The 15,134-nt window shown below is 66.8% G+C and carries 12 protein-coding genes; 9 read left to right on the top strand and 3 right to left on the bottom strand.

The window, feature by feature from the left end:
- Window positions 1-5: 5 nt before the first annotated feature.
- Genes motA through AB4Y40_RS31030 form a run of 3 tightly spaced genes read right to left on the bottom strand, consistent with a single transcriptional unit; the run spans window position 6 to window position 3,104 of the window.
- A complete protein-coding gene (motA, locus tag AB4Y40_RS31040; protein ID WP_368691116.1) occupies window positions 6-875 on the bottom strand; it encodes a flagellar motor stator protein MotA in 870 nt (289 codons plus the stop codon).
- Between the two features lie 43 nt (window positions 876-918).
- On the bottom strand, window positions 919-2,871 hold the full coding sequence (locus AB4Y40_RS31035) for a putative bifunctional diguanylate cyclase/phosphodiesterase (protein ID WP_368691115.1): 1,953 nt from the start codon (window positions 2,869-2,871) through the stop codon (window positions 919-921).
- Window positions 2,872-2,891: 20 nt separating this feature from the next.
- Window positions 2,892-3,104, bottom strand: a complete 213-nt coding sequence (locus AB4Y40_RS31030; protein ID WP_368691114.1) for a hypothetical protein — start codon at window positions 3,102-3,104, stop codon at window positions 2,892-2,894.
- A gap of 459 nt (window positions 3,105-3,563) precedes the next feature.
- Here AB4Y40_RS31030 and AB4Y40_RS31025 point away from each other — a divergent pair, with 459 nt between their 5' ends.
- The 9 genes from AB4Y40_RS31025 to AB4Y40_RS30985 all read left to right on the top strand — a co-directional run bounded on the left by AB4Y40_RS31025 (window position 3,564) and on the right by AB4Y40_RS30985 (window position 15,118).
- Window positions 3,564-5,471 (top strand): PAS domain S-box protein, encoded by a 1,908-nt coding sequence (locus AB4Y40_RS31025; RefSeq protein ID WP_368691113.1) that lies wholly within the window; start codon window positions 3,564-3,566, stop codon window positions 5,469-5,471.
- A gap of 338 nt (window positions 5,472-5,809) precedes the next feature.
- A complete protein-coding gene (locus AB4Y40_RS31020; protein ID WP_368691112.1) occupies window positions 5,810-6,751 on the top strand; it encodes a MurR/RpiR family transcriptional regulator in 942 nt (313 codons plus the stop codon).
- Complete coding sequence (locus AB4Y40_RS31015) at window positions 6,748-7,743, top strand: isoaspartyl peptidase/L-asparaginase family protein (protein ID WP_368691111.1); 996 nt, start codon at window positions 6,748-6,750, stop codon at window positions 7,741-7,743. Before AB4Y40_RS31020 ends, AB4Y40_RS31015 begins: the two co-directional genes overlap by 4 nt.
- 47 nt (window positions 7,744-7,790) lie before the next feature.
- On the top strand, window positions 7,791-9,692 hold the full coding sequence (locus AB4Y40_RS31010; RefSeq protein WP_368691174.1) for a dipeptide ABC transporter ATP-binding protein: 1,902 nt from the start codon (window positions 7,791-7,793) through the stop codon (window positions 9,690-9,692).
- 87 nt (window positions 9,693-9,779) lie between these two features.
- Window positions 9,780-11,324, top strand: coding sequence for a glutathione ABC transporter substrate-binding protein GsiB (gene gsiB, locus AB4Y40_RS31005; protein WP_368691110.1), 1,545 nt, complete (start codon window positions 9,780-9,782; stop codon window positions 11,322-11,324).
- A gap of 69 nt (window positions 11,325-11,393) precedes the next feature.
- Window positions 11,394-12,314 (top strand): glutathione ABC transporter permease GsiC, encoded by a 921-nt coding sequence (gene gsiC / locus AB4Y40_RS31000; RefSeq protein ID WP_368691109.1) that lies wholly within the window; start codon window positions 11,394-11,396, stop codon window positions 12,312-12,314.
- Window positions 12,315-12,321: 7 nt separating this feature from the next.
- On the top strand, window positions 12,322-13,215 hold the full coding sequence (gene gsiD / locus AB4Y40_RS30995) for a glutathione ABC transporter permease GsiD (RefSeq protein WP_368691108.1): 894 nt from the start codon (window positions 12,322-12,324) through the stop codon (window positions 13,213-13,215).
- The gene (locus AB4Y40_RS30990; protein WP_368691107.1) at window positions 13,212-14,288 is read left to right on the top strand and encodes a P1 family peptidase; all 1,077 of its coding nucleotides are present in this window, start codon (window positions 13,212-13,214) and stop codon (window positions 14,286-14,288) included. Before gsiD ends, AB4Y40_RS30990 begins: the two co-directional genes overlap by 4 nt.
- Window positions 14,285-15,118: a M55 family metallopeptidase gene (locus tag AB4Y40_RS30985; RefSeq protein WP_368691106.1), complete on the top strand. Its 834-nt coding sequence runs from the start codon at window positions 14,285-14,287 to the stop codon at window positions 15,116-15,118. Before AB4Y40_RS30990 ends, AB4Y40_RS30985 begins: the two co-directional genes overlap by 4 nt.
- Window positions 15,119-15,134 lie beyond the last annotated feature (16 nt).

Genomic DNA, 15,134 nt, shown 5'->3' with positions numbered 1-15,134 from the left:
GACTCCTAAGCGGCCTTCGGCGTCCTGGTCGCGCGCACCGCTTCGTCGAGCTCCTGGAAGCTCGGGCGGTCGGCGGTGAACAGCACCTTGCGGCCGAATTCCACGGCCACGGGCGGCGCATAGCCGGCGAGCGACGCGAGCAGCACGGCCTTCACGCACTGGAACGGCTTGCTGGCGGCGCGGCCCTTGGCGTTGAGCAGGTCGGCGATCGGACCGACGAAGCCATAGGCGAGCAGAATGCCGAGGAACGTGCCCACGAGCGCACCCGCGATCATCTCGCCGAGCACGGCGGGCGGCTTGCCGACCGAGCCCATGGTGTGCACCACGCCCATCACGGCGGCCACGATGCCGAAGGCGGGCAGGCCGTCGGCCATCTTCTGGATGGCGTTGGGCGCAATCGACACCTCGGAGTGATGCGTGTCGAGTTCTTCGTCCATGAGGTCCTGCATTTCCATCGGATTCACGTTGCCGCTCGACATCATGCGCAGATAGTCGACGATGAAGTCGAGCAGATGATGGTCGTCGAGCACGCGTGCGTATTTCTGGAAAATCGGGCTGTTATCGGGTGCTTCGATGTCGGCCTCGAGCGCCATCATGCCTTCCTTGCGCGCCTTTTGCAGCAGCTCGTAGAGGAGGGCGATCAGCTCCAGGTATTGCGCCTTCGTGTAGCCGCCGCCCTTGAAGCAGGTGGGCAGCGCCTTGAGCGTCTTGCCGAGCGTGGCGGTGGGGTTGCTCACCACGAACGCGCCCAGCGCCGCGCCAAAAATACACAGGAGTTCGAACGGTTGTACGAGCGCGGGCAGGTGTCCCCCGACGCCCACGAAGCTCCCGATCACCGATCCGAGCACGACGATCCAGCCAATTGCTACAAACATGATGTCTACCTTTTCATTCTCAAAGTGCTACGGGTCAACCTGGTCAGGCCGGCTCGACGAGACGCTTGAGCCGCGCCTCGTTCGCCGCACGATCCACGTTCAGCAAGGCGTCGATTTCGCGCGCCGCCATCGCCTTGCCGAAGAAATAGCCTTGCGCGTAGTCGCAGCCCTTCGCCGCCAGCGTGCGCGCGAGTTCCGCGGTCTCCACGCCCTCGGCCACGGTGCTCATGCCCAGGTTCGAGGAGAGCGCGATGATCGCGTCGACGATCTTGACGCTCTCGTTGCACGAGGACATCGAGAGCACGAAGGAGCGGTCGATTTTCAGCTTGTCCACCTTCAGCTCGCGCAGGTGCTGCAGGCTCGAATAGCCGGTGCCGAAGTCGTCGAGCGACATGCGCAGCCCCGCGTTGCGGAAGTCCGCGAGCACGGCGCGCGCAGCGTCGAAGTCGTACATCAGCGCCGATTCGGTGATCTCGATCTCCATGCGCTCGGGCGGCATGCCCTCGTCGGCGAGGATCCTGAGCAGCAGCGCCGCGAGTTGCGTGTCCTTGAACTGCGCGGGCGAGAGATTGAGCGCGAGGTGGTAGCGCGAGGGCCAGCCCAGCGCATCGCGGCACGCGCGCCGCAGGATCGAAGCCGTGAACGCGGGCGAAATGCCCATCTGCTCGATGAGCGGCACGAACACCTCGGGCGAGATCCAGCCGCGCTGCTCGTGGTGCCAGCGCGCGAGAATCTCGAAGCCGGTGGTCTGGCCGTCGGCGAGGCGCACGAGCGGCTGGTAGAACGGCCGGATCTCGCCACCCGCGAGCGCGCGGCGCAGGTCCGATTCGAGCGAGGCCTGCAGGCGCAGCTCGTCGTCCATCTTCTGCTCGAAGAAGCGGTACGTGCCCTTGCCTTCGCACTTGGCGCGGTACATGGCGATATCGGCGGCGCGCAGCAGCGCGTCCGGGTCGCCGCCGTCGCGCGGGCAGCATGCAATGCCGATGCTCGCGTCCACGTTGATACGCAGCTTGCCGATGTCGATGGGCGCGCGCGTGGCGGCGAGCAGGCGCTGCGCCAGCTCGCTCGCGGCCTCGATGTGGTCGTCGCGATGCACGCGGGCGAGCACGGCGAACTCGTCGCCGCCCAGGCGCGCGACCGTGTCGCCGTCGCGCACTACGCGGCGCAGGCGCGCGGCGATCTCGCACAACACCGTGTCGCCCGCGGCGTGGCCGTGAAAGTCGTTGACGGGCTTGAAGCGGTCGAGGTCGATCACGAACACGAGGTAGTCGGGCGCGCGGTGCTGCGTGCGCTCCAGCGCGGCGCTCATCTCCGCCGCGAGCAGACGCCGGTTGGGCAGGCCCGTGAGCGGATCGTGGCGCGCCAGCGCCTGGGCGTGGGCCTCGGCGGCGCGCGTGGCTTCGTGGGCGAGATGCAGCTCGCGGGACTTTTCGCATAACGTATCGAAGGCATGCGCCATCGCGCCGATCTCGTCGGTGCGGTTCATGTCGGGCAATGCGCGCATGTCTTCGCCGTGCGCGAGGCGCACGAGCGAATCGGTCAAGGTATGCAGCGGACGCAGCAGCGTGCGCTCGAGGTAGTGCAGCAGCACGAGGCCAAAGGCGAGCGTGGCGAGCGCGATGGCAAAGGCGGCTTCGAGCGTGTGATGCACGCGCAGGATGCCGCGCTGGACCTGGTTGTGCAGCCGTTCGACAGCGAGCTCACGCGGCGCGGCAGAGTCGGCTTGCCGCTGCGGCGCGTCGCCTTCCTGCGCGGCGCTTTCATCGTGCCAGCTCGTATCCACACGTTCGAAGGCGTGGCCAAATGCGATCAATTGGCTTGCCAGCAGCGTGGTTTGCGTGGCGAACAACGCAAAGAACAGGCCGATGAAAAACTTCGTGCGTGCGCGAATCGAGGCGCGCAACGTTGCGCGCGCACGTACTAGCCAGGGAAGCGCCGCCGGGGGATTCAAGGCAGCGGCGGGATCGGGCATGGCCGCCACGGTTTCCTGTCTCATGTCTCGATGTCCGTGTGGCGTTAGATTCTGCGTGTGCGCACCTGCGCCGCGAGGCGGCGCACGGCGTAGTGGCGCGACGTGCCGGCAGGCGCATGAGCGCTGCGCGACGGCGCGCGACGCGCACGGGGTGCCGCGCTCATGCGCGCGCTGGCGCCGCAGCCGGCGGCAATGCGCGCCGCGGTGGCGATGCGGGTGGTCAATTTCAGTCGCAGGGTTTGCGCGGGGGTTCTCATGGTGACACCGGAAGGGTGGAGCTTTGCCCTTTTTACGGCGGTGAAAAAGCGTTGCTGAAGTCGCCAGACATGTTTTTTTTGAGGGCTTGATCGATTTCTCAACACGTTAACCGGCCGGTTAAAAATGGCATGTATTTCGGATGGCGAAGCAATTTATCCACAGTGAAATTTGCGGAGGGAAGATGCGCAACGCCCGTGTGGCCGGGCCACGCGAGCAGCACGGATATGACGGCCGTGGCGCTCGATGATTGCGCATCCACACGTATACCGAACTTTCGTGCGCTTAAATTGCGATTCCTGCATAAGGGAAAGGCCTGGCGCGCAAGGCTAGCGCGATATGCGCGGTGCGCGCATTCCCGCGCTTCAGTTTTTGCTTGATCCGGCCGTAAACCCAGGTAAGGCGCGCCGGTGCGGAAAGCGCCACGCAAACCGTATCCGTCCTGCCGGGCCCCCCACACGATGATCACTGCTCCGCTTCCTCTGGATGAGGACGTCCGCCTTCGGGCGTTGCGGCAACTCGACATACTCGACACCGATCCCGAAGAGGCATTCGAGCGCATCTCGCGGCTCGCCGCGTTCGCGTTCGACATGCCGATCGTGCTGATCTCGCTCGTGGACGAAGACCGCCAGTGGTTCAAGTCGCACCACGGGCTGGCCGCGTGCGAGACGCCGCGCAGCGTGTCGTTCTGTGCCCACGCCGTGCTGAGCAAGCGCATGCTCGTGGTGGAAGACGCGCTCGACGACGAGCGCTTTCTCGACAATCCGCTCGTCACGGGCGCACCGAACATCCGCTTCTACGCGGGTTCGCCGCTATGCCTCGCCGACGGCCAGGTGGTCGGCACGCTGTGCCTGATCGACGAAAAGCCGCGTTCGTTCGACGCCGCCCAGGCCGCCGTGCTCGCGGATTTCGCGCACCTCGTCGAACGCGAGCTGGAATTGCGCCGGCAGTTGAACCGCTCGCGTACTGCGCACGAGCGCGACCGCCGTTCGCTCGCCATCAGCGAGGCGCGCTTTCGGACCGTGTTCCAGCAAACGCCGATCGGCAAGGCCGTGGTCGATCTCGACGGCCGCTTTCTCGACGTGAACCAGAAGTTCTCGGAGATCATCGGCTACGAGGAGAACGAGTTGCGCCGCCGCACGTTCGCCTCGGTCACGCATCCGGCCGACATCGCCGCCGATCTCGCGCAGGTGGCCGAACTGCTCGCGGGCCGCCAGGCCACGTATGCGATCGAGAAGCGCTATCTGCGGCCCGACGGCCAGGCCGTGTGGGTCAATCTCGCGGTGTCGCTCGTGCGCGACGTGTCGGGTACGCCGCTACATTTCATCGCGGCGGTGCAGGACATCACGAGCCGCAAGAAGAGCGAAGAGGCATTGCGCAACTATCACGTCGAGCTCGAAGAGCGCGTTCGCGAACGCACGGGCGAGCTGCGGCGCAGCCGCGACGCGCTGCAAACCATCACCGACAACGTGCCGGCGCTGATCGCCGTGGTCGATCGCGATCTGAACTACCAGTTCAACAACGAGACCTTCAAGCGCGTGTTCGGCGCGGAGCCGGCGGCGCTGCGCGGGCGCAGCCTGAGCGAGACGCTGCGCCCCGAAGTGTTCGAGCAGTTGCAGCCGCTCTTCGCACGCGCGCTGGCCGGTGAGCGCGTGACCTGCGACGAGGTGCGCTATCGGGCCGATGCCGACCGCGTTTGGTCTGCCACCTACATTCCGGCCAAGCGCGAAGGCAAGGTGACGGGCTTCTACGTGATGGCGCACGACGTGACCGAGCAGCGCCGTACCGAGCAACGTCTGCGCGAGGGCGCACTGATCGACCCGCTCACGGGGCTTGCGAACCGGCGCGCGCTGGAGGAGACGCTGTGCGAACTGCGCGCGAGCGGTGAGCCCTTCGCGCTCTTCTTCATGGACATGGATGGCTTCAAGTCCATCAACGACCGCCACGGCCACGACGTGGGCGACGCCTTGCTCAGGGAGGTCGCGCGCAGGCTCGTCGCCACCGTGCGCACGGGCGACGTGGTGAGCCGCCTGGGCGGCGACGAATTCGTGGTGGCGAGCCGCGGCGTGAGCGACGCGCGCACCGGCGAGCGCATCGCGGCGGCCATGTGCCGTGAAGTGTCGAAGGCGTTCGTCGTCGCGGGCCGCGTGATCGAGACGAGCGCGAGCGTGGGCGTCGTGCTGACTGGCGTGACCGGCGCGGCTGGCGTAGTGGACGCAACGAGCGCGATGCCCTCGGTCGAAGCCGGGAACAGGGCGCTGGCCGACGATCCGCTGTGTCTCGCCGATGCGGCCATGTACGAAGCGAAGCGCGCGGGGCGCAATACGTGGCGCGTGGCGCCGGGCGCTGAAGCGATGGCGGCGTCGTAAAGCTGCGCACACCGTTTTCATGTGACTGATTCGATCGCCGCTGGCGTCTGGCTGGCGGCAAGTACCGCGCTGCTCTCCACGCGCTGCCGCGCCCCTTGTCTCGCCTGCGGGCGACCTGTCTTTCCGGCTTCTGCTTCTACTTCTGCCGGCTTCTCCCTCCAAAATCCTGCAACGTGTACGCGGCGCGCAGTTTCGCGCCTCGTTGTGCTCGATCAAGCTAAATTTCCCCTCGCTATGCTCGAATAGGGTAAACCCATGGCGCGATGAAAATAAATTTTCACTAAGATCCGCCCATGTAATTCCATTTACGGCTGTGCCGTCCCAACTCCCGCTCACGCATGTCAACCCGATCGTCAACTCCCGACACGCCCGAAGCCGAGATCGTCGCGCGCATCACCGCCGCGATGCCCGTTCTCACACCGGGCCACCGGCGCATGGCCGAGTACGTGCTCGCGAACCTGTTTCATGCCGCGACCATGCGCATCGACGAACTCGCGGACGCGGTCGGCGCTTCGGTGGCCACGGCCAACCGCTTCGCGCGCTCGCTCGGCTTCGACGGCTATCCGCAGTTTCGCGAGGCGCTCGTGCGCGGCTTCGAGGCCACGCTCGCGCCGGTCGAGCGGCTGCGCAGCGCGCAGGAATCGCCGACCAGCGGCGCCGAGCTGTTCGGCGCCTCGCTGGAGCAGGCCGAGTCGAACCTGCGTTTGTCGCGCCAGTCGATCGACAGCGCAGCGGCCGCCGCAGCCGTGGACGCGATTCTCTCGGCGCGCCGCGTATACATAATCGGCTCGGGCACGAGCGCGTTTCTCGCCGGGCTCATGGAGAACGCGCTGCTGCCGTACCTGGACAACGTGCAGGCGCTCGCCTCGGTCGGCGGCGCCACGCATTCGGCGCGCAGGCTGCTTGGCGCGAACAGGGACGATCTGGTGATCGGCATCGCGTTTCCGCGCTACGTGGACGACACGATCAAGCTCTCGCGCCACGCCGCGAAGCTGGGCGCGCGCGTGCTCGCGCTGACCGACAGCATCGATTCGCCGCTCGCGCGCTTCGCCGATCTCACGCTGCTGATCCGCTCCGAGCGTCGCCTCGCGGCGAACTCGGAAGCCGCGGTGCTGGCCGTCATCGAAGCGCTGTGCGACGCCGTGGCGTTGCGCGCGAAGGATTCCGTCGTCGCCGCGGCGGCCATCACCGAATCGGTGCTGCCGTGGCTCAGTTCGACCTCGGCGCAGGCGCCTGCCGCGCCTGCGGCACCGTCTTCCCCAACGAAAAAGAAGTCATGAAATCGAACGCAGTCATTGCCATTCACGGCGGCGCCGGCACGATCCTGCGCGCATCGATGGCGCCCGAAGTCGAAACCCGCTATCTCGACGCGCTGAGCGGCATTCTCGCGGCTGGCCAGCGCATCCTGGCCGAAGGCGGCAGCGCGCTCGACGCCGTCGAGGAAGCGGTGCGCCTGCTCGAAGACTGTCCGCTATTCAACGCGGGCCACGGCGCGGTGTTCACGTCCGCGGGCACGCATGAACTCGACGCCTCGATCATGGACGGCCGCTCGCTCGAAGCGGGCGCCGTGTGCTGCGTGACGCGCGTGCGCAATCCGGTGCTGGCGGCGCGCCGCGTGCTGGAGCAGAGCGAGCACGTGCTGTTCACGGGCGAAGGCGCGGAAGCATTTGCGGCGGCCCAGGGCCTCGAATTCGTCGATCCCGGCTATTTCCACACCGATGCGCGCTACCGCCAGTGGCAGCTCGCCCGCGGCGAAGCGCGCGCGATGCTCGATCACGATGGGGCAACGCTCGAAGCGAAGGCGGCAGCAAACGCATCGGGAGACAGCTTGCCGCACGAGCCGATCGACCCGAATCGCAAGTTCGGCACGGTGGGCGCAGTGGCGCTCGACGCATACGGCCACCTCGCGGCGGCGACTTCGACGGGCGGCATCACGAACAAGCAGGTGGGCCGCGTAGGCGACGCGCCGCTGATCGGCGCGGGCTGCTATGCCGACGACGCCACTTGCGCGGTGTCCACCACAGGATCGGGCGAAATGTTCATGCGCATGGTCGCGGCCTATGACGTGGCGGCGCAAATGAAATATCGCGGTGTTTCGCTCTCCGAAGCCGCGACGAATGTCGTGATGGAGCAGTTGCCGCGCATCGACGGCCGCGGCGGCCTGATCGCCGTGGACGCACAAGGCAACGTGGTCCTGCCGTTCAACACCGAAGGCATGTATCGCGGCTATGCGCGCGTGGGCGAAGCGCCCGTTGCGTCGATCTACGCTTAAGCGGCGCATCGTTTTGCGCACCAAACAAAGGAATCCTCATCGTGCCGATGTCCTCGCACTCTCCTGATATCGCGCCGGCCGGCGAACAGGCCGCGCTGCCGCCGAACCGCGTGATCGACGTCCGTAACCTTTCCGTGTCGTTCAGGCGCGGCGCGGGCACGTTCGAAGCCGTGCGCAATCTGTCGTTTCACGTCGACCGGGGCGAGACGCTCGCCATCGTCGGCGAATCGGGCTCGGGCAAATCGGTCACGTCGCTTTCGCTGATGCGGCTCGTCGAGCACGGCGGCGGCAGCATAACGGGCGGCCGCATCGACCTGCGCCGCCGCAACGGCAGCGTGCTCGATCTCACGCGTGCCAGTGCCTCGACCATGCGCTCGGTGCGCGGCGCGGACATCGCGATGATCTTCCAGGAGCCGATGACCTCGCTGAATCCGGTGTTCACGGTGGGCAACCAGATCAGCGAGGCGATCGCGCTGCATCAGCAGATGAACGCCGCGCAGGCGCGCGCCGAAACGCTGCGCCTGCTCGACCTCGTGCGTATTCCCGAGGCGCGCCGCGTGATGGACCGCTTCCCGCATCAGCTTTCGGGCGGCATGCGCCAGCGCGTGATGATCGCGATGGCGCTCTCGTGCAAGCCCGCGCTCCTGATCGCCGACGAGCCGACCACGGCGCTCGACGTGACGATCCAGGCGCAGATCCTGCAGCTGATTCGCGGCCTGCAGGACGAGATGGATATGGGCGTGGTCTTCATCACGCACGACATGGGCGTGGTGGCCGAAGTGGCGGACCGCATCCTCGTGATGTATCGCGGGGAAGCGGTGGAAGAGGGCGCATCCGATACGCTGTTCGCCGCGCCTTCGCATCGCTACACGCAAGCGTTGCTCGCCGCCGTGCCGAAGCTCGGCGCGATGCAGGGCACCGACTTGCCGGAGAAGTTCCCGCTGCTGTCGATGAGCGAGGCGGCGCGCCCCGTCGCAACGTCAACGCTCCCGGCGAACGCGCCGAAAACGCAGGCGGCGCCGGTCCTGCGCGTGCGCGACCTCGTCACGCGCTTCCCCGTGCGCAGCGGTTTGTTCGGCAAGGTCACGGGCCGCGTACATGCGGTCGAAAAAGTCAGCTTCGATCTTCACGCCGGCGAAACGCTCGCGCTGGTGGGCGAGTCCGGTTGCGGCAAATCGACCACGGGCCGCTCGCTGCTGCGGCTCGTCGAGAGCCAGAGCGGCACGATCGAATTCGGCGGCCGGAATATCAGCACCCTCACGGGCCCCGCGCTGCAGACGTTGCGCCGCGATATCCAGTTCATTTTCCAGGACCCGTTCGCCTCGCTCAACCCGCGCCTCACGGTGGGCTTCTCGATCATGGAGCCGCTGCTCGTGCACGGCATCGCGAAGGGCGCAGAGGCGCAGGCGCGCGTGGAGTGGCTGCTCGATCGCGTGGGATTGCCGAAGTCGGCGGCGGGCCGCTATCCGCACGAATTCTCGGGCGGCCAGCGTCAGCGCATCGCCATCGCGCGGGCGCTGTCGATGAACCCGAAAGTCGTGATCGCCGACGAATCGGTGTCGGCGCTCGACGTTTCCGTGCAGGCGCAGATCGTCAACCTGATGCTCGACCTGCAGCAGGAGCTGGGCGTGGCGTACCTCTTCATCTCGCACGATATGGCCGTGGTGGAGCGCGTGAGCCATCGCGTCGCGGTGATGTATCTCGGGCAGATCGTTGAGATCGGCCCGCGCCGCGCCGTGTTCGAGAACCCGCAGCACGCCTATACGAAGAAGCTCATGGGCGCGGTGCCGATTGCCGATCCGGCGCGCCGCCACGCGAAGCGCGTGCTCGCCGCCGACGAACTGCCGAGCCCGATTCGCGCAACCGGCGACGAGCCGCAGGTCCTGCCGCTCGTGGCGGTCGGCCCCGGTCACTTCGTTGCGAAGCATCGGGTGGGCGGCGCTTACTGAGCGCGCCGCCATGCCACGCAATCGTTCGCAGTCCAGCTGGAATATTTCGCCGAGTCGTCAAGATTCATTGCTATGGAGACCTGATTGATGAAAGAAGTCAAAACATGGATGAAGGGCAGCGCGCTCGCACTCGCGCTGATCGCGGGCGCGCCTGCCGTACAAGCCGCCGGACAGCGCGCGGTGATGGCCGTCGATTCGACCTTCTCGACGCTCGACCCGTACGACGCCAACGACACGCTCTCGCAGGCGGTGTCGAAGTCGTTCTACCAGGGCCTGTTCGGTTTCGACAAGGACCTCAAGCTCACCAACGTGCTCGCCACGAGCTATGAAGTGAGCGGCGATGGCCTCGTCTATACCTTCAGGCTGCGCGAGGGCGTGAAATTCCAGGACGGCACCGACTTCAACGCGGCGGCGGTGAAGGCGAACTTCGACCGCGTGACGGACCCGGCGAATCACCTGAAGCGCTACAACATGTTCCGCCGCATCGCGAAGACCGAAATGGTCGATCCGTACACGGTGAAGGTCACGCTCAATGCGCCGTTCTCGGCGTTCGTGAACGTGCTCGCGCACCCTTCGGCGGTGATGATCTCGCCGGCGGCCATGAAGAAGTGGGGCAAGGACATCGGCCTGCATCCGGTGGGCACGGGCCCGTTCGCATTCGTAAAGTGGGACCCGGCCGGCGACCTCGTTGTGCACAAGTTCGACGGCTACTGGAAGAAGGGCTACCCGAAGATCGACGAGATCGACTGGAAGCCGGTGGCCGACAACAACACGCGCGCGGCGCTCATGCGCACCGGCGAAGCGGACTTCGCCTTCCGCATTCCGTTCGAGCAGGCGAGCGCGTTCCAGTCGAACCCGAAGGTGGACCTGATCGCCACGCCCTCGATCATCCAGCGCTACATCAGCCTGAACACGGCGAAGAAGCCGTTCGACAACCCGCTCGTGCGCCAGGCGCTGAACTACGCGATCAACAAGGACGCGCTGGCGAAGGTAGCGTTCGGCGGCTATGCGCTGCCTTCGGACGGCGTGCTGCCGCAAGGCGTGGACTACTCGGTCAAGCTCGGCCCCTGGCCGTACGATCCGGCCAGGGCGCGCGAACTGCTCAAGCAGGCCGGTTACCCGAACGGTTTCGAAACGACGCTGTGGTCGGCGTATAACAACTCGACCGCGCAAAAGGCCATTCAGTTCGTGCAGCAGCAGCTCGCGCAGGTGGGCGTGAAGGCCAACGTCGAAGCGCTCGAAACGGGCACCGCGGTCGCGCGCGTGGAAAGCGCGCAGGACCCGGCAACGGCCGGCGTGCGCATGTATTACATCGGCTGGTCGTCGTCCACGGGCGAGGCGGACTGGGGCATCTCGCCGCTGCTCGCTTCGGCATCGTGGCCGCCCAGGCTCATGAACACGGCGTACTACAAGAACCCGGCGGTCGACGAGGACCTCGCAAAGGCGCTCGAAACGACGGACCGCGCGCAAAAGACGGCGTTCTACGCCGATGCGCAAAAGCGTATCTGGGCCGACGCCCCGTGGGTGTTCCTCGTGAAGGAGAAGGTCGTGTACGCCCGCAGCAAGCGCCTGGCCGGCGCGTATGTGGCGCCCGACGGCTCGTTCAACTTCGACGAGATCTCGATTCGCTAATGCGTTGCGCGGCGCGCCGGAACCGTTGGGTCCGGCGCGCCGCGCACGCCCCGATGCAGTAACGCGCTCATGCTGAATTTCATTGTCAAACGCTCGCTGGGTCTGCTGCCGACGCTCCTGATCGTCGCGGTCCTCGTGTTCCTGTTCGTGCACCTGCTGCCGGGCGACCCGGCGCGCCTCGCGGCCGGTCCCGAAGCGGACGACGCCACGGTCGCGCTCGTGCGCGCCGACCTCGGCCTCGACCGGCCGCTGCCGCAGCAGTTCCTCCACTTCTTCGTGCGCATCGCTCACGGCGACTTCGGTGTCTCCATGCGCAGCAAGCGCCCGGTCGTCACCGAAATCGGCGAGCGCTTCATGCCCACGCTGCTGCTCACGCTCACCAGCATGGTCTGGGCCGTGGTGTTCGGCATGGCGATCGGCATCGTTTCGGCCGTGTGGCGCAATCGCTGGCCCGATCGCATCGGCATGGCGCTCGCGGTGTCGGGAATTTCGTTTCCGGCGTTCGCGCTCGGCATGGCGCTCATGGAGCTGTTCTCGGTGCACCTGGGCTGGCTGCCCGTGGTGAGCGACGGTTCGTGGCGCAGCTACGTGCTGCCGTCGGTCACGCTCGGCGCGGCCGTGGCGGCGGTGATGGCGCGCTTCACGCGGGCGTCGTTCGTCGAGGTGCTCAACGAGGACTTCGTGCGCACGGCGCGCGCGAAGGGCGTGGCCGAGCAATGGGTGGTGATCAAGCATTGCCTGCGCAACGCGATGATTCCGGTCGTCACGATGATGGGCCTGCAGTTCGGCTTCCTGCTGGGCGGCTCGATCGTCGTGGAGGTGGTGTTCAACTGGCCGGGCCTCGGGCGGCTGCTCGTCGATTCGGTGGCGATGCGCGATTACCCCGTGATTCAGGCAGAAGTGCTGTTGTTCTCGCTCGAGTTCATCGTCATCAATCTGATCGTGGACGTGCTGTACGCGGTCATCAATCCGACCATTCGATTCAGGTGAGCCCGCCATGAGCACGACCCTAAACGAAGCCGTACGCGCAGAGGACGACGCGATCCGCACGCCGTGGCGCGAATTCTGGCGCAAGTTCCGCAAGCAGCATGTCGCGCTCGGCGCGGGCGCATTCGTGCTGCTGCTGGTGGTGATCGCGGTGTTCGCGCCGCATCTCGTGCCTTACGATCCGGAAAATTACTTCGACTACGACTCGCTCAACGCGGGTCCTTCGGCGGCCCACTGGTTCGGCGTGGACGCGCTGGGCCGCGATATCTTCAGCCGCATTCTCGCGGGCACGCGCATCTCGCTCGCGGCGGGCTTTCTTTCGGTGGCGCTGGGCGCCTTGGTCGGCACGTTCTTCGGCCTGCTCGCGGGCTACTACGAAGGCTGGTGGGACCGCATCACCATGCGGGTGGCCGACGTGCTGTTCGCATTCCCAGGTATTCTGCTCGCCATCGGCGTGGTGGCGATCCTCGGCAACGGCATGATCAACGTGGTCTGTGCGGTGGCGGTGTTCAGCATTCCGGCATTCGCGCGGCTCGTGCGCGGCAATACGCTCATGCTCAAGCACCTCACGTATGTCGAGGCCGCGCGCAGTATTGGCGCGTCGGACTGGACCATCATCATGCGCCATATTCTGCCGGGCACCGTGTCGTCCGTGATCGTGTATCTGACCATGCGGATCGGCACGTCGATCATCACGGCGGCGAGCCTGTCGTTCATCGGCCTCGGCGCGCAGCCGCCCACGCCGGAGTGGGGCGCCATGCTCAACGAGGCGCGCGCCGATATGGTGACGGCGCCGCATATCGCGCTGTTCCCAAGCCTTGCCATCTTCCTCACCGTGCTCGCGTTCAATCTGCTGGGCGACGGCTTGCGCGACGCACTCGACCCGAAGCTGGACCGCGCATGAGCATCGATCGTGGAGATACCGCGCCGCATGTCGGCACACTGCCGAGCGGCGCGACGGGAACGATTGCCGACGTCAGCGGCGTGCGTGTCGGGCATTGCACGCTCGACTCTGGCGAGGTGCAAACCGGCGTGACCGTGCTGCTGCCGCATGGCGGCGACCTGTTTCGCGAGAAGGTGCCGGCGGGCGCCTGTGTGATCAACGGATTCGGCAAGAGCATCGGGCTCATGCAGCTCGAAGAGCTGGGCGTGCTCGAAACGCCGGTCGCGCTGAGCAACACGTTCGCGGTGGGTACGCTCGCCCAGGCGCAGATTCGCGCAGCGGTCGCGGCGAATCCGCAAATCGGGCGCGGCTTGCCGACCGTCAATCCGGTCGTGTTCGAGTGCAACGACGGCTATCTGAACGATATCCAGGCGCTGGCGGTGCATGAGGCGCACTATCTCGCGGCCTGCGCGGCGGCGAGCGCCGACTTCGCGCGCGGCAGCGCAGGCGCGGGTCGTGGCATGTCGAGCTTCGACCTGAAGGGCGGCATCGGCACGGCGTCGCGCGTGGTGCAGGCGGCGGGCGCGCAGTACACCGTGGGCGCGCTCGTGCTGGCGAACTTTGGCCGCTTGCCGATGCTGACGATCGGCGGCGTGCCCGTGGGGCGCGAGCTGGCGGCGCGCGCGGCGTCGAACCGCGCGAGGCAGGAGCCCGAGAAGGGCTCGATCATCATGCTGATCGCCACGGACGCGCCGCTCGACGCGCGGCAGCTTCGGCGCGTTGCGATGCGCGCGGCGGCGGGTCTCGCGCGCACGGGGTCCGTCTATGGACACGGCAGCGGCGATATCGCCATGGCGTTCAGCACCGCATACACGTTGGCGCACGACGCGCCGACCCACGCGTTGCCGCCCCTGCTCGCCGACTCGCAGCTCGATCCGCTGTTTCAGGCGAGCGCCGATGGCGTCGAGCAGGCGATTCTCGACGCCTTGTGGAGCGCGAGCACCGTGCACGGCCGCGACGGCCACGTGCGTCTCGCGCTGCGCGACGCGGCGCCCGATCTCGCCGCTCTGCTTTCAGGCGGGGCGCAAGCATGAAGGTCCTCATTTCGGTCGATATCGAAGGCATCGGCGGCGTCTTCAACGTTCAGCAAACGCGCGCAGGAAACGCCGAGTACGAGCAGGCGCGCCGCTGGATGACGCTCGAAGCGAACGCGGCCGTGGAAGGCGCGTTTTCGGGCGGCGCGAGCGAGGTGTGGGTCAATGACTCGCATGGCGGCTTCAACAACCTGCTGCTCGACGAGATCCACGCGCGCGTACGCGTGATACTCGGCAAGCCGCGCATGCTCGGCATGATGGCAGGCCTCGAGCACCGGCCCGCGCTCGTGTTCATGATCGGCTATCACGCCATGGCGCAAAGCCGCGGCATGCTCGCGCACACCATCAACAGCTTTGCGTTCGCGCGCGTGCTCGTCGATGGCGTGGCGACGGGCGAGGCGGGGCTGTATGGCGCGCTCGCGCAGGAATACGGCGCACGCGTGGCGCTGCTCAGCGGTGACGATGTATTCGAAGGCGAAACGCGGCCCGCTTTTCCCGATGCGAAGTTCGTGGTCGTGAAGCGCGCCGGCGGCCACGCGAGCGGCGACCTGCTGACGCCCGCCGCGAGCCGCGAACGGATCCGCGAAGCGGCGCGCGAAGCGGCCGGGCAGGTCGCGCGCGACGGCGCTTGGTGGGACCGCGCGTGTGCCGTGCCTCGTGTGCTCACGTGCGAGCTGCATACGCAGACCAGTGCGCTGGCCGATCTCTTTGCGCAGTGGCCCGGTGTCGAGCGCACGGCGGGCTGCGTGATCCGGTTCGTGGCGCCAACCGCCGAGGCCCTCGTGCGCACGCTCAATAGCCTGTCGGCGATGTCGGCGGTGCTGCGATGAGGCGGCCGCTGTTCTC

This window comes from Paraburkholderia sp. EG287B (genome assembly GCF_040965595.1).
In the GTDB taxonomy this organism is placed as follows: domain Bacteria; phylum Pseudomonadota; class Gammaproteobacteria; order Burkholderiales; family Burkholderiaceae; genus Paraburkholderia.
The sequence above is the reverse complement of the archived record's forward strand: the minus strand, read 5'-3'. Positions and strand labels throughout refer to the sequence as shown.